Annotated in this window: 15 protein-coding genes, 1 tRNA gene and 1 other RNA gene; 11 read left to right on the forward strand and 6 right to left on the reverse strand. The window is 72.8% G+C overall.

The features are described 5' to 3' along the window. Nucleotides 1-3 precede the first annotated feature (3 nt). From ACQSSQ_RS07230 to ACQSSQ_RS07260, 7 genes are all read left to right on the forward strand, one after another. On the forward strand, nt 4-465 hold the full coding sequence (locus ACQSSQ_RS07230; RefSeq protein ID WP_431326355.1) for a peroxiredoxin: 462 nt from the start codon (nt 4-6) through the stop codon (nt 463-465). 146 nt (nt 466-611) lie between these two features. Then, nucleotides 612-683: transfer RNA gene (locus ACQSSQ_RS07235), tRNA-Val, on the forward strand. A gap of 129 nt (nt 684-812) precedes the next feature. After that, entirely contained in the window at nt 813-1,835 is a 1,023-nt protein-coding gene (adhP, locus tag ACQSSQ_RS07240) for an alcohol dehydrogenase AdhP (protein ID WP_431326356.1), read from the forward strand. A gap of 11 nt (nt 1,836-1,846) precedes the next feature. Continuing rightward, nucleotides 1,847-3,391, forward strand: a complete 1,545-nt coding sequence (locus ACQSSQ_RS07245) for a hypothetical protein (protein WP_431326357.1) — start codon at nt 1,847-1,849, stop codon at nt 3,389-3,391. A gap of 10 nt (nt 3,392-3,401) precedes the next feature. Next, nucleotides 3,402-4,553: a Nif3-like dinuclear metal center hexameric protein gene (locus ACQSSQ_RS07250; RefSeq protein WP_431326358.1), complete on the forward strand. Its 1,152-nt coding sequence runs from the start codon at nt 3,402-3,404 to the stop codon at nt 4,551-4,553. After that, a complete protein-coding gene (locus ACQSSQ_RS07255; RefSeq protein WP_431326359.1) occupies nt 4,523-5,365 on the forward strand; it encodes a zinc ribbon domain-containing protein in 843 nt (280 codons plus the stop codon). Before ACQSSQ_RS07250 ends, ACQSSQ_RS07255 begins: the two co-directional genes overlap by 31 nt. Continuing rightward, complete coding sequence (locus ACQSSQ_RS07260; protein ID WP_431326360.1) at nt 5,362-6,519, forward strand: bifunctional RNase H/acid phosphatase; 1,158 nt, start codon at nt 5,362-5,364, stop codon at nt 6,517-6,519. The genes ACQSSQ_RS07255 and ACQSSQ_RS07260 overlap by 4 nt, the downstream gene beginning before the upstream one ends. A gap of 89 nt (nt 6,520-6,608) precedes the next feature. Here the strand turns inward: ACQSSQ_RS07260 and yaaA are convergent, their stop codons facing one another. After that, nucleotides 6,609-7,370, reverse strand: coding sequence for a peroxide stress protein YaaA (gene yaaA, locus ACQSSQ_RS07265; protein WP_431326361.1), 762 nt, complete (start codon nt 7,368-7,370; stop codon nt 6,609-6,611). Between the two features lie 78 nt (nt 7,371-7,448). On the opposite strand from yaaA, the gene ACQSSQ_RS07270 reads away from it, so the two are divergent. Further along, nucleotides 7,449-8,888: an RNB domain-containing ribonuclease gene (locus tag ACQSSQ_RS07270; RefSeq protein ID WP_431326362.1), complete on the forward strand. Its 1,440-nt coding sequence runs from the start codon at nt 7,449-7,451 to the stop codon at nt 8,886-8,888. A 108-nt stretch (nt 8,889-8,996) separates the two neighbouring features. On the opposite strand, the gene ACQSSQ_RS07275 is transcribed toward ACQSSQ_RS07270, so the two are convergent. Continuing rightward, nucleotides 8,997-9,578: a TMEM165/GDT1 family protein gene (locus ACQSSQ_RS07275; protein WP_431326363.1), complete on the reverse strand. Its 582-nt coding sequence runs from the start codon at nt 9,576-9,578 to the stop codon at nt 8,997-8,999. A 255-nt stretch (nt 9,579-9,833) separates the two neighbouring features. Here ACQSSQ_RS07275 and rnpB point away from each other — a divergent pair. Next, nucleotides 9,834-10,234: RNase P RNA component class A (gene rnpB, locus ACQSSQ_RS07280), an RNA gene on the forward strand. Nucleotides 10,235-10,299: 65 nt separating this feature from the next. On the opposite strand, the gene ACQSSQ_RS07285 is transcribed toward rnpB, so the two are convergent. From ACQSSQ_RS07285 to map, 3 genes are all read right to left on the reverse strand, one after another. After that, nucleotides 10,300-14,499, reverse strand: coding sequence for a glycosyl hydrolase (locus tag ACQSSQ_RS07285; protein ID WP_431326364.1), 4,200 nt, complete (start codon nt 14,497-14,499; stop codon nt 10,300-10,302). 150 nt (nt 14,500-14,649) lie between these two features. Continuing rightward, complete coding sequence (locus ACQSSQ_RS07290; RefSeq protein WP_431326365.1) at nt 14,650-14,991, reverse strand: DUF3817 domain-containing protein; 342 nt, start codon at nt 14,989-14,991, stop codon at nt 14,650-14,652. Nucleotides 14,992-15,074: 83 nt separating this feature from the next. Next, nucleotides 15,075-15,923 (reverse strand): type I methionyl aminopeptidase, encoded by an 849-nt coding sequence (map, locus tag ACQSSQ_RS07295; RefSeq protein WP_431326366.1) that lies wholly within the window; start codon nt 15,921-15,923, stop codon nt 15,075-15,077. Nucleotides 15,924-16,002: 79 nt separating this feature from the next. Here map and ACQSSQ_RS07300 point away from each other — a divergent pair, with 79 nt between their 5' ends. Together ACQSSQ_RS07300 and ACQSSQ_RS07305 are read left to right on the forward strand one after the other, a co-directional pair. Then, the gene (locus tag ACQSSQ_RS07300; protein WP_431326367.1) at nt 16,003-16,209 is read left to right on the forward strand and encodes a hypothetical protein; all 207 of its coding nucleotides are present in this window, start codon (nt 16,003-16,005) and stop codon (nt 16,207-16,209) included. Nucleotides 16,210-16,273: 64 nt separating this feature from the next. After that, complete coding sequence (locus tag ACQSSQ_RS07305) at nt 16,274-17,086, forward strand: thioesterase family protein (RefSeq protein WP_431326368.1); 813 nt, start codon at nt 16,274-16,276, stop codon at nt 17,084-17,086. Between the two features lie 118 nt (nt 17,087-17,204). On the opposite strand, the gene panB is transcribed toward ACQSSQ_RS07305, so the two are convergent. Next, entirely contained in the window at nt 17,205-18,107 is a 903-nt protein-coding gene (panB, locus tag ACQSSQ_RS07310; protein WP_431326369.1) for a 3-methyl-2-oxobutanoate hydroxymethyltransferase, read from the reverse strand. Nucleotides 18,108-18,165: the final 58 nt, after the last annotated feature.

Below are 18,165 nucleotides of genomic sequence, written 5' to 3' on the forward strand. Positions count from 1 at the left end.
TCCATGACGATCGAGATCGGTACCCCCGCCCCGGACTTCACCCTCAAGAACCAGCACGGCGAGGAGGTGTCGCTGTCGGCGCGCAAGGGCAAGAAGACGCTCGTCGTCTTCTACCCGTTCGCGTTCAGCGGGATCTGCACCGGTGAGCTGTGCGAGCTCCGCGACAACCTCGCGGCGTTCAACGACCTCGGGGCCGAGGTGCTCGCCGTCTCCTGCGACCCGATGTTCGCGCTGCGCGCGTTCGCGGAGCAGGACAAGCTGAGCTTCTCCCTGCTGAGCGACTTCTGGCCGCACGGTGCGGTCGCGTCGTCGTACGGCGTGTTCGACGAGGCTCGCGGGTGCGCGCTCCGCGGCAGCTTCCTGGTCGACGAGGAGGGTGTCGTGCGCTGGAAGATCGAGAACGGTCTCCCCGACGCGCGCGACCTCTCGGGCTACCTCGGGGCACTGGAGGAAATCTCTGCATGACCTCCCGCGCAGCCCTGGATCTGTGCAAGACTGAGTAACGCGTGGCCGCTGGTGACCCGAGACGCCAGCGGCCACGCCTCTGTCCTCAGCCGGCGGTGCCATCGGGTAGTGTGAGGCGCCGCACGCGGACCATCGCGGGCGTTTCCGGGCGCATAGCTCAGCGGTAGAGCACCTCGCTTACAACGAGGCGGTCGGGGGTTCGATCCCCTCTGCGCCCACCTCATCCCGCGGCCCGACTCCGGGCCGTCGCTGCGACGTCGCCGAACGTTCGGTCGACGGTCACTGCGTCCGACCCTCGGCGCGACTAGTCTCGTGGGAGGATCCGCGACGACACAGGGGGACCGTCGATGTCCGACGCGATGCGCGCTGCCACCGTCACGAGCTTCGGCGCTCCGCTCGAGGTGAAGGAGTGGGAGCTCCCCGTGCCCGGGCCGGGCGAGGCCCTCGTGCGGGTGCTGACGACGGGCGTGTGCCACACCGACCTCCACGCCGCGCACGGCGACTGGCCGGTCCGTCCCGAACCCCCGTTCATCCCGGGCCACGAGGGCGTCGGTGAGGTCGTGGCGGTCGGCGAGGGCGTCGACGACCTGAGTCCGGGCGACCTCGTCGGCAACGCGTGGTTCTGGTCCGCCTGCGGGAGGTGCGAGTTCTGCCGCTCGGGGTGGGAGACGTTGTGCCCTCAGCAGAAGAACGGCGGCTACTCGGTCAACGGCTCGTTCGGCGACCACATGCTGGTCGACGCCACGTACGCACCGCGCATCCCCGCCGGTGCCGACCCGGTCGAGGTCGCGCCGGTGCTCTGCGCGGGCGTCACCGTCTACAAGTCCCTCAAGACGACCGAGGCACGCCCCGGACAGTGGGTCGCGATCTCCGGCATCGGCGGGCTCGGCCACGTCGCTGTCCAGTACGCCCGTGCGATGGGGATGCGGGTCGTGGCCGTCGACGTCGCCGACGACAAGCTCGAGCTCGCGACGCGACATGGCGCCGAGCTCGTGGTGAACGCCCGCAGCGAGGACCCGGTCGCGCGGATCCAGGACGAGATCGGCGGCGTCGACGGCGTCGTCGTGACGGCGGTCAGCCCCGCGGCGTTCAGTCAGGCCATCGGGTTCTCCAAGCGCGGGGGCACGATCTCGTTCGTGGGTCTGCCGCCCGGCGACTTCGCCACGCCGATCTTCGACGTCGTCCTCAAGGGCCTGACCCTGCGTGGCAGCATCGTCGGGACGCGACAGGACATGGCGGAGGCCCTCGACTTCTACGCCCGCGGCCTGATCCACCCGACGGTGACCACGCGCGAGCTCGGGGAGATCAACGACATCTTCGACGAGATGGAGCACGGGAGGATCGACGGTCGCGTCGTGATCGAGTACTGAGCAGCGAGGTCGTGCAGTCGGCGCGACGCCGGGGCGCAGGGGCGCCGCGTGACGTCGTGCGGTGGGCCGAGTCAGGTCGCGGTCCGGTGCTCGTCGGCGTCCTGGCGCTGACGGCCCTGTTCCGCCTGCCCTACGTGTGGTCGCCGCTGTCCTCCGACGAGGGCGGCTTCCTCCTCGTCGCGCACCAGTGGGGCACCACCGACGGCTCGCTGTACGGCAACCAGTGGGTCGACCGCCCGCCCGGCCTGCTCGTGCTCTTCCGCCTGGCCGATCTCGGGTCGGGCCTGCTGGGCGACCGGGTCGCGCTCCGGCTGGTCGCGCTCGTGCTCGCCCTCGTCGCCGTGGCCGCGGCGTGGTTCGCGGGGCGGGTCGTCGGCGGCGCCCGTGGTGCTCTCGCCGCGTCGCTCGTCATGGCGGCGGTGACCTCGACGCCCGTCTTCAGCGGGCCTCGCCTGATGACCGCGATGCCGGCGGTCACCTTCGTCACGGTGTGCGTCGCGCTGACGCTCGCCGCGACGTACGAGGCGACGACGCCGCGTGCCCGGGCATCCCTGGCGGCGGCCGCGGGCGTGGCCGGGGCCACCGCGCTGATGATGAAGCAGAACTTCGCCGACGGGTTCGTCTTCGCCGCCGTGCTGTGGCTCCTGGTCGGCCGTCGCGGGTGGAAGCTCGCCGCGGCCTGCGCCGCCGGGGCGGCGCTGCCGCTGCTCGCGACGCTGTGGTGGGCCGCGGCAGGTCCTGGCGTCGGAGCGCTCTGGGAGGCGATGTACGGCTTCCGCGAGCAGGCGGTCGGGGTGATCCTCGGCTCGAGCACCGTCGGCCCGGAGGCGCGGATGCGGGTGTTCGCGCTCGCCCTCCTCGGCAGCGGAGCGGTCTTCCTCGCCGCGGTCACCGTCTGGGCCGGGGTGCGCGAGCGTCGTCGCCCGATCGCGGTCGCCACGCTGGCGGTCGCGGCGTACGCGGTCGTCGGCATCGCCGGGGGCGGCTCCTGGTGGCGCCACTACGCGCTGCAGCTCGCCCTCCCGCTGAGCCTCGGCGCCGCGCTCGCGATCCGCAGCGGACTCGTGCGGGTCGTGCGGGTGACCGTCGGGCTGACCCTGGTCTCGACGCTCGTGGGCGTGCTGTGGCTCGCACCGGCCGCGGTCCAGGGGCGCCCGTCGAGCGGGACGGCCGTGGGCGAGTGGATCCGCGAGCGGGCGGTGGCCGGCGACGCGGGGCTCGTCGCGTACGGGTCTCCGCAGGTGCTGCGGGTGGCCGGGCTGTATGCCCCGTACCCGTACTCCTGGAGCCTGCCCGTCCGCGTGCGCGACCCCGACCTCGAGCAGATGACCGCGCTGCTCGACGGGGCGCACGCGCCGGAGTGGCTGGTCGAGATGGGCTCCTTCACGTGGTGGGGCATCGACACCGCGGCGTTCGACGACGCCGTGGCGACCCGCTACCGCGAGGTGGCCGACGTGTGCGGGCACCGCGTGTTCCTCCGGGCCGACGTCGTCCGCGACCTGGGGGCGACGACGTGGTGCCCCAGCCTGTACGGACGCACGACGCCGGAGTCGTAGGGTGGCGGGCGTGAGCGACCTGCACGTGCGCGACGTCATCAGCCTGCTCGACACGTGGTACCCGCCGGGCCACGCCGACTCCTGGGACGCGGTGGGGACGTCGGTCGGCGACCCCGACACGCCGCTGCGTCGGATCCTCCTCGCCGTCGACCCCGTCCGCGCGGTGGTCGACGAGGCGGTCGCGTACGAGGCCGACCTGGTCGTCACGCACCACCCGCTGCTCCTCAAGGGCGTGCACTCGGTCGCGGCCACGACGCCGAAGGGCCGCGTGGTCACCGACCTCGTCCGCCACGGGATCACGCTGCACACCTGCCACACCAACGCAGACTCGCCCGCGCTCGGCGTCTCGGACTCGCTCGCCCGGGCGATCGGGCTCACCGACCTCGTCCCGCTCGACGCCGACCCGGTCGACCCGCTCGACGCGTGGGTGGTCTACGCCCCGCGGGAGGCGGCCGAGCGCGTCGCCGCGGCGATGCACGACGCGGGAGCAGGCGCGGTCGGCGACTACGACCGGTGCCAGTTCGTCACCGACGGCACGGGCTCGTTCCGTCCGGGAGACGGCGCCTCGCCGGCGATCGGCGGGATCGGCGCGGTCGAGCACGTCGAGGAGACGCGGATCGAGATGGTCGCCGCGCGCCGGCTGCGCGGCGCCGTCCTCGCGGCCGCCCGGGCCGCGCACCCGTACGAGGAGGTCGCCTACACGGTCACCGAGATGGCCGACGTCGCGGACGAGGGCCGGGGGAGCGGTCGCGTCGGGACGCTCGTGGAGCCGGTGCCGCTGTCGCGGTTCGTCGCGCAGGTCGTCGCCGCGCTGCCGGCGCACCACAGCGCGGCGCGGGTCGCGGGAGATCCCGAGGCGACCGTGCGCAGAGTGGCCGTGTGCGGCGGCTCGGGAGACTTCCTGCTCGACCGTGCGCGCGCCGCCGGCGTCGACGCGTACCTCACGTCGGACCTGCGGCACCACCCCGTGTCCGAGCTGCGCGAGCACCCCGACGCCCCGGCGGTCGTCGACGTGCCGCACTGGGCCGCGGAGTGGACCTGGCTCCCGGTGCTGGCCGACCGGCTGCGCGGCTGGCTCGACGCGCAGGGGAGTACGGTGCAGGTCCAGGTCTCGACCGTCGTCACCGACCCGTGGACGTCGCACCTCGGGTGGTCGGAGTAATACGGTGGAGCCCCGGTCATGTCCAGCGGTACGCGCGCACCCGTCCGTACCCGTCAGAGGAGCCCACGCTGAAAGCTGACCCGTTCGACCAGCTCGCCCTGCTCGAGGTCCAGGGCCTCGACTCGCAGCTGTCGCAGCTCGCCCACCGCCGCAAGAACCTGCCCCAGGTCGCGACGCTCGAGCAGCTGCGCCAGGAGCGCGAGTCGGTGCACGCGCGCAGCGTGCGGGCCCAGACCACGGTCGCGGACCTGACGTCCGACCAGACCAAGGCCGACCAGGAGGTCGCCAACGTCCGCGCCCGGCGCGACCGCGACCAGACGCGGCTCGACTCGGGGCAGGTCACCAGCCCGAAGGACCTCCAGAGCCTGCAGAACGAGATCGTCGCGCTCGACCGGCGCATCGCCTCTCTCGAGGACGACGAGCTCGAGGTGATGGAGGAGCTGGAGGCGGCCCAGACCGAGCTCGCCGCGGCGACCGACGCGCTGGCCTCGCTCGACGCGCGCATCGCCGACGAGGTGGCGGCGCTCGAGGAGTCGACCAGCGAGATCGACGCGTCCGCCGAGGCGGTGCGGGCCGAGCGGGGCGCGGCGGTCAGCCGGGTCGCCGAGCCGCTGCTCACGCTCTACCAGAAGGTCCGCGCCAGCCACGGCGGCGTCGGTGCGGCCGCGCTGCGGCACAAGCGCTGCGAGGGGTGCCGGCTCGAGATCAACGGTGCCGACCTGCGCGAGATCGCCGGCAAGCCGAGCGACGAGGTGCTGCGCTGCCCCGAGTGCGACCGGATCCTCGTCCGGACCACCGAGTCCGGTCTGTGAGCGCACCGCGGCGGGTCGTCATCGAGGCCGACGGCGGCTCGCGCGGCAACCCCGGGCCGGCGGCGTACGGAGCGGTGCTGCGTGACGCGGACACCGGGGAGGTCGTCGCGCAACGGGCGGAGACGATCGGGATCGCGACCAACAACGTCGCCGAGTACAGCGGGCTCATCGCCGGGCTCGAGCTCGCCGCGGAGCACGCGCCCGGGGCCGAGGTCGAGGTCCGGATGGACTCCAAGCTGGTCATCGAGCAGATGGCGGGCCGCTGGAAGGTCAAGCACCCGGACATGGTGCCGCTCGCCCGGCGCGCGCGTGAGCTGGCTCCGTCGGACGTGGAGTGGACCTGGGTGCCCCGCGAGCGCAACAAGGCCGCGGACGCCATCCTCAACGACGCGCTCGACGCGGCGGCGGGCAAGCCCGCACGGCGTTCCACAGGGGACGCGGTCCGTCCTGCGGGGGATGCCGCGCCGGACGGTGCCACGGACGCGCGCCAGGGTGCGCGCAACCCGATGGTCGGCTGGCGCGACCCGCTCGCGGACCCTCCGACCACGCTGACCCTGGTCCGCCACGGCGCGACCGACAGCACGCTCGCGAAGGTGTTCTCGGGAGCGGGCGGGGCCGATCCGGGCCTGAACGACGTGGGTCGGGCACAGGCGCACCGCGCAGCGGCGTACGTGTCGCGCGAGGGCGCGGACGCTGTCGACGCGGTCCTCAGCTCACCGCTGCGCCGCTGCCGCGAGACCGCCGAGGTGCTCGCGAACGACCTCGGCGTCGAGGTGGTCGTCGAGGACGGGTTGATCGAGGCGGCGTTCGGCGACTGGGACGGCCTGACCTTCGCGGAGGTGCAGGAGCGCGACGGCGACGGCCTCGACGCGTGGCTCCGCTCGACGTCGGTCGCGCCCCCGGGCGGGGAGTCGTACGACACGGTCTTCGCGCGCATCCAGAAGCTGCAGCGGCGGCTCGTGGCGTCGTACGGCGGCAAGCACGTCGTGCTCGTGAGCCACGTGACGCCGATCAAGATGTTCGTGCGGCTGGCCCTGGATGCGCCGATGCCGGTGATCCACCGGCTCGAGCTGCAGCCGGCCTCGGTGAGCACGGTGCGCATCTGGCCCGACGGCATCGCGACGCTCCGCGCGTACGACGTCGTCCCCGACTGACGGTCTCGTCCCCGATTCGTGCAGCTGGTCAAGGAATCCGGTCAGAGGTTCCTTGATTTCCTGCACAAATCGGGGACGGGGCGGGGGCGTCAGACCTCGGTCACCACGACGTCGAGACGGCTCCCGTGCTGCTCGACGGTCCAGCCGAGGTCCCGCAGGACGTCGGCGAGGGCGGACACCGTACGAGGCGAGGCGCCTTCGGCGAGGAGCGCCCGCACGATGCGCCCCTTCGTCGCCTTGTTGAAGTGGCTCACGACGGTGCGCCGCCCGACCGACTCGTGCAGGACGCGCACGGTCGCGATCCGCTCCTTCGGCCCGTCCGGCTTCCACAGCGCCGCGTACGTCGAGGACCGCAGGTCGACCAGGAGTCCCGACCCGACCACCCCGGCCACCACCGGCCCGAGCTGGTCGCGCCACTGGCTGGCGATCGTGCCGAGCTCGGGAAGCGTCACGTTGCCCGAGAGCCGGTACGCCGGGATCCGGTCGGCGGGCCGCACGAGTCCGAAGAGCGCGCTCGCGAACGCCAGGGACCGGCTCGCGCGTCGCCGTGCGGCCGGGTCGAGCGTGCCGAGGTCCAGCGCGGCGTACAGGACGCCGTCGTAGACCGCGTCCGCCCGTGCCGTCGGCTGGGTCCACAGCGTGGCGTCGCGCGCGAGGGCGTCGGCCTGGGTCGGTCCGAGCCCGAGGACGTCGGCGGCCTTGTCGGGGTCGCTGCTGCAGAGCTCGACGAGCGTGTCCGCGATCCGGCGCCGCGTGGCGGTGAGCTCGGGGAACGACAGCGTGCCCAGGTCGAGCGGACGACCCCGCCGGGGGACGGACTTGCCTTCGGACGGCGGGAGGAGGACCAGCACGGGCCGATCCTACGGAGCGCACCGCGACCGGCTCGCGTCGCCCCGCGCGGGGACCTCCGCTCTCCTAGGGTGAATGTCATGACGCGCGCGTACTACTCGGTCGACTCCGCCGCCGTGCCCGCTCTCGAGGGCCGTATCGACGCCATCGCCGAGGAGCTGGGGGTCGACGCCGAGTTCCCGCCGGAGGTCCTCGCGGAGGCGGCGGCGTCGGCCGAGCAGGTCGAGCTGCCGGACCTCGACCGGACGGACCTCCCGCTGCTCACGATCGACCCGCCGGGCGCACGCGACCTCGACCAGGCGATGTTCATCGAGCGCAGCGGCGACGGGTGGACGGTGCACTACGCGATCGCGGACGTGGCGTCGTACGTCGCCCCGGGCGGCGCCGTCGACCGCGAGGCGCACCGGCGGGGTCAGACCCTGTACGCGCCGTCGCGCCGGATCCCGCTGCACCCGCCGGCGCTGTCGGAGGACGCGGCGAGCCTGCTCCCCGACGTCGTACGCCCGGCGGTGCTGTGGTCGATCGACCTCGACGCCGAGGGCGGGCAGCGCGACGTGCGGGTCGAGCGGGCACGGGTCCGGAGCACGGCGCAGCTCGACTACGAGGGCGTGCAGGGGCAGGTCGATGCGGGCACCGGACCGGAGACGCTGGCGCTGCTGCGCGCGGTGGGGGAGCGGCGGCAGGCCCTCGAGGTCGAGCGCGGAGGCGTGAGCCTGCCGCTTCCGACGCAGGAGATCGAGCGCAGCGACGACGGGTCGTGGTCCCTGACGTTCCGCAAGCCGGTCGCGTCCGAAGGCTGGAACGAGCAGATCTCGCTGCTCACCGGGATGGCGGCCGCCGGGCTGATGCTGGAGGCGGAGGTCGGGCTCGTCCGTACGCTGCCGCCTGCGGACGAGCGGGGCCTCCGGCGGCTGCGCCGCGCTGCGCGCGGTCTGGGGATCGCGTGGCCCGAGGGGACGTCGTACCCCGAGTTCGTCCGCACCCTCGACCCCGCGCTGCCTCGGCACGTCGCGATGCTGGAGGCGTGCACCGGGCTGCTGCGCGGGGCCGGCTACGTCGCGTTCGACGGGGCCGCTCCGGAGTACGCGGAGCACAGCGCGATCGCCGCCCCGTACGCGCACGCGACCGCACCGCTGCGCCGCCTCGCCGACCGGTACGTGAGCGAGGTCTGCCTCGCGGTGAGCGCCGGCACCGAGGTGCCCACGTGGGTCCGGTCGGGTCTGCCGGACCTGCCCGAGGTGATGGCGGGGACGGGGCGCCTCGCCTCGTCGTTCGACCGCGCGGTGCTCGACCTCGTGGAGGCGGTCGTGCTCGCCGGTGCGGTGGGGCAGACCTTCACCGGGGCCGTGATCGACGCCGACGACCGGGACGAGACCCGCGGCACGGTGCTGCTCGACGACCCGGCCGTGGAGGCGCCGGTCGAGGGTACGGCGCCGCTGCCGCTCGGCGACGCCGTCACGGTCGTGCTGGAGCGGGCCGACCCGGACGCTCGCGCCGTACGGTTCCGTCTCGCGCCGTAGCTGCGTCCCAACCCGCCGCGCGTTGGTGGGGGCGGGGGGGGGCGGGGGGTCCCCCGGGCGCCACCAACGGGGCGTGAGGAGGCGCTGGCGCGGGCGTGAGGGGCCGCGTCAGAGCCAGCCTGCGCCCTCCGCCACGAGCCACACGCCGAAGACCGCGAACAGCGCCGACGCGCCGTACTTGATGACCTTCTCCGGCAGCTGCTTGCCGAGCCACGCGCCGAGCAGGATCGCGAGCGCGTCCGCGGCGACCATGCCGAGCGTGCTGCCGATCCAGGTCCCGAGCCAGTTCTCCTGCGTCGCCAAGGTGATGGTCGCCAGCATGGTCTTGTCGCCCAGCTCGGCCAGGAAGAACGCACCGCCGACGGCCCACACCGCAGCACCGGTGCTGCGCTGCGCCTTCTCGCGCTCGTCGGCGCTGAGCTCGTCGCCGCGCAGCGTCCACGCCGCGAAGAACAGGAACGCGAGCCCGGCCGCGAGGGTGATCCACTGCTGCGCGTCCGCGAAGGCCTCACCGACCCAGAAGCCGATGCCCACCGACACGAGGTGGACGACGGCGGTGGCGACGGTGATGCCGATCAGCACGTCGCGGGGGCGGTAGCGGGTGGCGAACGTCATCGCCATCAGCTGGCTCTTGTCACCGAGCTCGGCGATGAAGATGACCGCGGTGCTCAGCAAGAACGCGTACAACATGAAAAAGGGCTCCTCGTCACCTGGACGAAGAGCCTCCGGGAGCGCCTTCGACCAGGCACGTCCATAGGGTCGTGTCGCTGGCCGAAAGTCTCGTCCGCGTCACCGAGGTGACGCCTTCCGCACCGGACCCGAAGGTCAGTGTGTCGACACGGATGTTGGGGACTACTCCCTTTCGCGGTGCCCAGTCTAGGTGGTGGCGAAGCGCGGACCAAATGCGGGGTGCCGCCCGCGGTCCGCTACTGTGGCTGACGCGGATGAGTCGGCCGGGCGGCCGCGTCGTCGTCGGTGCGCACCGACGACGCCGAGGAAGGTCCGGACTCCACAGAGCACGGTGGTGGGTAACGCCCACCCACGGTGACGTGCGGGACAGTGCCACAGAGAGCAGACCGCCAGCGGCCTCACGCGACGCGTGAGGTGCGGGTAAGGGTGAAAGGGTGGGGTAAGAGCCCACCAGCGCCCCGGGTGACCGGGGCGGCTAGGTAAACCCCACCGGGAGCAAGACCAAGAAGGGCCTCCGGGCCCGCGCAGGCGCTGACGCTGCTCGCCGAGCCTGCGGGTAGGTCGCTGGAGCGTCGCGGTGACGCGGCGCCGAGAGAGATGGTCGCCGGGGTGGGTTGACACCCTGACAGAATCCGGCCTACAGGCCGGCTCATCCGCCCCCGCGGGGTCGTACGGCCGCCACCGCCCTGGACGACCGGGCGGCCGTCCAGGGCGGTGGGCGTCAGTCGTCGTACGCCTCCAGCTCGACCACGCGGCTGTACGCATGGTCGTTCGTGTCGGTGATCGACAGCCGTAGAGCCGTCGCCCGCACCCGGTCGAAGCGCGACTCCAGCGTCGCCCTCTCGGTGTTGTCGCGGACCTCGTCGACCGTGACCCACTCCCCGTCGACGAGCGCCTGCACGTCGTAGTCACGCAGCCCGAACGTTGCGACGGGGTTCGTGCCGTTGTCGACCGTGCGCACCACGGCCCGCGAGAGCGAGACCGGCGAGGTCCACGTCAGGGTCAGCGTGTCCGGCCACGCCGCCCGGGTGGCGTCGTTCCAGCCGTTGCCGGCGTTCCAGACCGCGTAGTCGGACTGACCGGCGACGGAGCCGTCGTTGACGGTGCTCACGCGGAAGTTCGCGTGCGTGCTCGACGCCGAGGCGGTCGCGCGCCGTGCGAGGTTGGCGCCTGCCGGTGCAAAGACGCCGAGATCGATCACCTGGGTGTTGTTCCCCGGCTGCGACGTGTAGTAGCCCGCGGTGATCCGTGCGCGGACGAACCGGGCCTTGACCGGCTCGAACGACGTCACCGCGCCGGCCTTCGGCGCGTCGACGACGTCGGCGACGGTCTTCCAGCGACGCCCGTCGGCCGAGGTCTGGACCTCGTACGTCCGCGGGCCGTACTCGGTGCGCCCGATCAGGCGCAGGGCGCTCACCGTGGTGGGAGCCCCGAGGTCGACGCCGAGCGTCTCCGGTCGTTGCGGGGTCGGTGCCTGGCCGGGCACGTTGCCGCCCGACACCCAGAACGTCGCCGCGCTGTCGTCGGTGGTCCCTGTCGCCGGGTAGCGGTCCTGCGCCGAGCTCGAGAACGTCCGCGGGAAGGGGCTGCCGAGCGCGTTGGCTGCGAGGTCGTCGGAGTGGACCAGCCGCACCGTCGCGTCGCCCGAGGTCCCGTTGTTGCCCTGCACACCGACGTCGAGCACGGACTCGCCGCTGGCGGCTGCTCCCCGCACAGTCACCACGACGGTCTTCGACTCGCCTCCCCGGAGCTCGACCTGCCGTGGCGCGTCCACGACGGTCGCCGTGCCCTCGACGGTGGGGGAGAGCGCGACGCGTACGGCACGCTCGGACCCGTTGCGCAGGCGGATCCGCGCCTGGTTCGTCCCGCCGGCCGCGACCGGGAGGGCGCGGTCCAGGGCCTCCGCGTAGAGGCTGGACCCGCCGTCGTACGGGGCGATGCGGACCGGCCCGAGCAGTCCGTAGTCGGACCGCGCCCGGCCGCTGGCCCCGGTCCCCGGAGCGACGCGGACGGCGTTGAGGAGCGTGGACGCGACCCGGACGGTGACGGTGTTGCTCCCGACCCGCAGCGCCGAGCCGACCTCGACGTGCCGGAGGTCCTGCGGGTCGACGAGGCCGAGGTCCTTGCCGTTGACGGACACGCGGACGGTGTCGACCGCTTCGCCGAGGTCGAGGTAGGCACCTGTCACGCGGGACCAGCCTCGGTCCAGCGTGAACGACGTCGTGTAGGTGCCGATGCCGGACACGTCCGAGAGGTTCGTCGCGTAGCCGGCGCCAGGCGTGATCGCGGACCAGGCCGGCAGCGTGCCGTCGGCGGACGCCGTCAGGTCCACCGGCGGCAGCGGCGTCTTCGCCGTGTCGCCGGCCTTGCCGGAAGCGCCTGGGCCCCATCCCTCGACGGCGAGGCTCCAGTCGGCCAGGGCGACGGGCGCCGCTGGGGCGTCCTTGCCGCCGCTCGCGGCACCGGGTGCGTCGTCGCGTCCGTGCGCGCCGAACCCGCCGTCGCGTCGCGTGCTCAGGGCGACGACCGTCGCATCCGCGGCGGCGAGGTCGACGTCGACCAGGGTGCGGCCGCCACGGGTGCGGTAGTCGCGGATCGGGGTGATCGTGCCCTTCCACGTGTCCAGCAGGTACGGCTTCCCCGCGCCCTCGAGCGCGACGGTCTGCTCCGCCGGGGCGCTGGTCTGGTTGAAGAGGTAGTAGTAGTTCGTGGTGTCGTCCTCGCGGCGGACGCTCAGGATGTCGGCGGACGCCTCGGTGTGGGCGGCCGCCGGCTCGATCCCGGCACGCTCGAGGGCGGCCGGGACGTCGTCCATCTCGTCGACGCGGACCACACGTCGCGACCCCGTGAGGTCCGCCATGACCTGGCGAAGCTCACGGCTCTCCGCGTCGGCGGAGTGGAGACCCGGGGTCGTCCGCGGCAGGTCGCCGACCACCACGAGCGTCAGCCCGTCGCGGACGAGACCGGCGATCCTACGGGCGGTCTCGAGCGGCATCGCCCGCTGCTCCTTGAGCACGAGCGCGCCGTACGCGCTGGTCGCGGGGAACAGTCGTCCGCCCCGCACGCGCGCGTCGTCGCGGGAGAGGTGGGCCGGGCTGACGTACTCGTAGGTGTAGCCGTCCGCGGCGAGCGCGGAGGTCGAGGACAGCATCGACTGCTCGCCGGCGCCGGTGGTGCCGTGGCCGGGAAGCCCGTAGTCCTCCCAGTAGACGCCCACGTCGTAGCGCGGTGCGCCTTGGCGCAGCACGAGCTGCATCCGTGCGAGGTTGTCGTTCACGGGGCGGTAGTCGGTCCAGCTCGGACCGCCCTTCGCGCCGAACGCCTCGGCGAACGAGGTGTTGCCCCCGTACGTCATGCCCGGCCAGCGGGTCTGCTCCGAGGTGCCCTCCGGGCCCCGGATGCGGTGCGGGTATCCGTGCCAGACGACCTGGGTGACGCCGCCGGCGTAGCCGCGGTAGACCGCCTGGAGGTTCCCGGGATCGGTCGCGCCACCGGCGCGGGTGTCCCAGACCTTCTCACGGGTCGCGCAGCACTCGTTGGACACGACCTTGCTGCCGCTGCGGTGCGCGCCGACGGCAAGGAGCTTGTAGTCCTCGATGTTGTGGTTGAACGCGAGCGACTCGCCTTCGGGCACGTCGACGAAGGCTGCGACGTCGGGGGTGTCGACCGGGTGCCCGTACGGCTGCACGCGCAGCCTCATCCCGTGCGAGTGGGCCCACTCGCGGAGGCCGGTCATCCGGACGTCCCGGTAGAGGTCGCTCCAGGTCTGGCGGTAGTCGCGGCGGACGCGGTCGCCGACCCCGTCGGCGAAGTCGAAGAACGTCGCTGCAGACCGGCCTTGCGCCCCGGCGCCGGCGATCGCGGGGAGGTCGCGCAGCGGCGAGTACCCGCGCCGCTCCTCCCACTGGTCGGCGAAGTCCCAGGTCCACTTCTGGGTGTTGCCGATCTCCAGCGAGTCCTCGTACAGGTCGACGCGGCCGACGCGCCGGATGGCGTCGCCGACCTCGGTCGTGAGGACCTTCTCGTCGTAGAAGTCGGTCGTCGCCTTCACGCCCTGGGCGCTGAGGTGGTCCAGGTAGTAGTTCGGGCCGGAGGCGCTCAGCCCGGTGAGCCGGTCGCCTGCGGCCGTCTGCCGGAACGTGATCAGCGCATAGGTGTCGTCGGATCCACCGGGGAAGGTGTAGGCGAGCGTGCCGTCGTCGGCGACCTCACCGGTCACCTCCACGACCGAGTCGTGGTCGAGCAGGCGCGGACCGCTCTGCTGTGTCCCGCACGCCGCGTCCGTGCAGCGGGCGACGAGGGCGGTGACGAGCGTGGTCTCCGCACCGGCGGGCGGCGCGGGCGTCAGGTTGGTGGGCAGAGCGCCCGAGCGCGTCGAGCCGCCCGCGCCGAACTCGTACGCGAACACCAGCTGCTGCGCGGCGCGGGGATCGTTCACGTCGTTCACGGACGGCACGATCGCGGGCCAACGGGGGCCGACGGTGAGGTCGAGGCCCAGGTCGAGCTCGTCGGCAGCCTCGAGCATCGTGAGCACCTTGTCCGTCCAGCGCGTGGTGCCCCAGGCGTACTGGTCGAGGAAGCTCTGGCTGGTGGTGCCCGAGCCCTGGAAGGTGAAGGCCGCCACCTCCGCACCACCGGCGCCGGCGGCGCGCATGTCGGCGAGCTCGGCGCGCAGCTGGTCGTCGTCGGTGTAGGCCTGTGGCATCCACCACCGGTACTTCGGCCGTACGGCGGCCGGCGGGTCGGCGAAGGTGCTCGCGGTGAGGCGGGGGGCCAGCGCCTCCGCGGTGCCCCCTCCCGTCGTCGGGCTCGTGGCCGTCGTGGTCGCCGGGACGGCGGGCGCGGCGGCGACCAGCACTCCGGTGACGAGCGCCGCGGCTGCGGCGAGGTGGATCGGACGCGTCAGACGCGCTCGCGACATGGTCCCTCCGGAGGATCGTCGTGTGACGTGGGCAACAGATTGAATCGATACAATCGCCCAGACGACACGAGCGTCAACGACGTGTCCAGATCTGGCCACGGAGGGAGTCGTCGTCGCTCGCGACGACGACGTGGCGCGGGTACGGCCGCGTCAGCGGCGTGCGGCGCCGCCGAGCAGACCCCGGCGGTCCGCCCACACCTCGAAGAGCACCGTGAAGAACGGCGGGATGCTCGACGCCAGGGCGGCGACGGCCACCTTGAAGGACCAGCCGAAGGTGCGCCAGGCGACGAGGCACATCACGACGTACGCGACGAAGATGCCGCCGTGGATCGGGCCGAAGATCTTCACGCCGACCTCGGTCGTCTCCAGGATCCACTTGAAGAACATCCCGATCAGCAGGCCCGCCCACGACACCGCCTCGGCGAAGGCGACGACGCGGAACGCGAGCCGGGTCCGGGGGTGGGTCTGCGGGGGTGCGGCGAGTACGGTCACGGCACCGACCGTACCGGGCGTCACCAGCGGATCCGTCACCGGCTACGACATTGCGTCGTAGATCACGGTCGGCGCATGGCGCGTCACGAGAGCGTGAGGATCTCCGCCCCGGTGTCGGTCACGAGGAGCGTGTGCTCGAACTGCGCCGTACGCGACTTGTCCTTGGTCGTCGCCGTCCAGCCGTCGTCCCACAGGTCCCAGTCGATCGAGCCCAGGGTCAGCATCGGCTCGATGGTGAACGTCATGCCGGTCTTGATGACGGTGTCGTAGCGCGGGTCGTCGTAGTGCGGCACGATCAGCCCGTCGTGGAAGGCCGGTCCGACCCCGTGACCGGTGAAGTCTCGCACGACGCCGTAGCCGAAGCGCTTCGCGTACGACTCGATGACCCGGCCGACGACGTTGATCTGGCGGCCGGGCTTCACCGCCCGGATCGCCCGCGCGAGCGCCTCCTCGGTCCGCTCGACCAGCAGGCGCGACTCCTCGTCCACGTCGCCGACGAGGTAGGTCTTGTTGGTGTCCCCGTGCACGCCGTCGATGTAGGCGGTGATGTCGACGTTGACGATGTCGCCGTCCTCGAGCGGGCGTGCGTCCGGGATGCCGTGGCAGATCACCTCGTTGACGCTGGTGCACAGCGACTTCGGGTAGCCGCGGTAGCCGAGCGTCGACGGGTACGCCCCGTGGTCGACGACGAACGCGTGACCGATCGCGTCGAGCTCGTCGGTGGTCACCCCGGGGGCGATCGCGGCCTCGACCGCGTCCAGCGCCTGCGCCGCGATCCGGCCGGCGACCCGCATCGCGGCGATCGTCTCGGCGCTGCGGATCTCCGGTCCGTCGTACGGCGTGGGCGCCGGCCGATCGACGTACTCGGGAGTCGCGATCGAGCCGGGAACACTGCGGCGCGGGGACAGGGTGTGGGGGATCAGCACGGTCACGCGACGAGTCTAGGTCGCCGCGCGAGGGGCGTTCGGCGCGTGTCGGCGCGCTCGGGCAGGATGGTGGGAGGAGGTCGAGATGGCGGACGGCAAGTTCTACTACTGCATCAAGCACCACGCGGTCGAGGGCGAGGAGGGCTGCAAGGCGCTCGATCGCCTCGGCCCGTACGACACGCGCGAGGAGGCCGAGCGCGCGCTCGAGATCGCGCAGGAGCGCAACGAGCGGTGGGACAACGACCCCGACTGGAACGACGACGCGCCGAGCCCGGGCAGCACCAGCAGCTGATCCCGCGCACGGACCTGTCGGAGGTGGGCGCCATGATGGGGGCCCGTCGACCCGAGGAGTCCGCATGCCCGACGCGCTACGCCCGTTCGCTGACGTCAGCGCCGTCCGCGCCACCGGCGACGGTGCGTACGAGGCGGTGGTGGACCCGGAGTGGGGCGTCGGGACGAAGCCCAACGGGGGTTATCTCCTGACGATGCTCGGCCGCGCGGCGGTCGCGAGCGTCGGTCACGAGCACGTCGTGACGACCTCGGCGCACTACCTCCACTCGCCCGACGCGGGGCCGGTCGCGATCGAGACCGCGATCCTCCGCAAGGGCCGCAGCGCCGACCACGTGCGCGCGACGATGCTGCAGGACGGGCGGGCGTGCGTCGAGGCGGTCTTCATGGTCGGCACGCTCGAGCAGGCCACCGTGCCGCACTGGGACGCGGGCGCCCCGCCTCGGCCGACGGCGTCGCGGGACGACGGGCTCCGCGTCCCCGGCACCAGCCCGACCGGGCTGCACGTGCCGGTGATGGACCAGGTCGACCTGCGGCTCGACCCGGCCACGGCGTCCTTCGCGCGCGGACGGCCCAGCGGCTCCGGCGAGCTGCGCGGGTGGCTCGCCTTCCTCGACGGCGCCGACTTCGACCCGCTGTCGCTGCTGTATGCGGTGGACGCGTTCCCGCCCGCGACGATGGAGATCAAGCCGACCGGGTCGGTCCCGACGCTGGAGATGACCGTCTACGTGCGGGCGCTGCCGATGCCCGGCCCGCTGACGATCCTGCACCGCGCCCAGCTGGTCGAGGCCGAGCGGGTGGACGAGATCACGACCGTGTGGGACAGCGCCGACCGCCTCGTCGCTCAGGCGACCCAGCTCGCGGGGATCCGGCTCGACTGACCCCGGTCTGCCCGGCCGGCTCGACTGACCGCGGTCTGCCACGCTGGCGCGGCAAACCGCGGTTGGCGCGGGAAGCCTCCCGCGCCAACCGAAGCACGCCGCGTTGGCGTGGCAAACCTCAGAAGGTGTGCTCCTCGGACGGGAACGCCCCGCCCTCGACGTCGGCGACGTACGCCCGGGCGGCGTCGAGCATCGTCGTCCGCAGGTCCGCGTACTTCTTCACGAAGCGCGGGAGCCGTCCGGCGTTGAGACCCATCATGTCCTGCCAGACGAGGACCTGGGCGTCGGTGCCGGCACCCGCGCCGATGCCGACGGTCGGGATGCGCAGCTTCTGGGTGATCTCGGTCGCGACGTCGCCGGGCACCATCTCCATGACCACCGCGAACGCGCCGGCCTCCTGCACCGCGAGCGCGTCGTCGATCGTCTTCTTCGCCGCGTCACCGCGCCCCTGCACCCGGTAGCCGCCGAGCGCGTGCTCCGACTGGGGCGTGAACCCGATGTGCGCGCAGACCGGTACGCCGCCCTCGACGAGCCGGCGGATCTGCGGGACCATCTCGGCGCCGCCCTCGAGCTTGACCCCGTGGGCGTGGCCCTCCTTCATGAACCGCACCGCGGTGTCGTACGCCTGCTCGGGCGAGCCCTGGTAGGAGCCGAACGGCAGGTCGCCGAGCACGAATGCGTGCGGCGCCGAGCGCGAGACGGCGCGGACGAGGGGGAGGAGCTCGTCGACGCTCACCGGCAGCGACGACTCGTACCCGTAGACGTTGTTGGCGGCCGAGTCACCGACGAGCAGGACGTGGACGCCCGCCTCGTCGAAGATCTGGGCGGCGTACTGGTCGTACGCGGTGAGCATCGTCCACTTCTCGCCGCGCTCCTTCATCTGCTGGAGGGTGAAGGTGCGGACACGCTTGCGCGCCGGCGGTGCGGTCGCGGGCGTCGGGGTGGACGGGCGAGAGCCGGTGCCGTACGGGGCGGGCTCCTCCTGGGGGGTTCCGCCGGCGGCGGAGGTGTTCTCGGACATGGTCGTTCCTTCGTTCTCGCAGCTCCCGGATGGAGTCCACGGACCTTCTCAGCGTGCC

It is taken from the genome of Mumia spirodelae, assembly GCF_050632745.1.
Taxonomy (GTDB): Bacteria; Actinomycetota; Actinomycetes; order Propionibacteriales; family Nocardioidaceae; genus Mumia.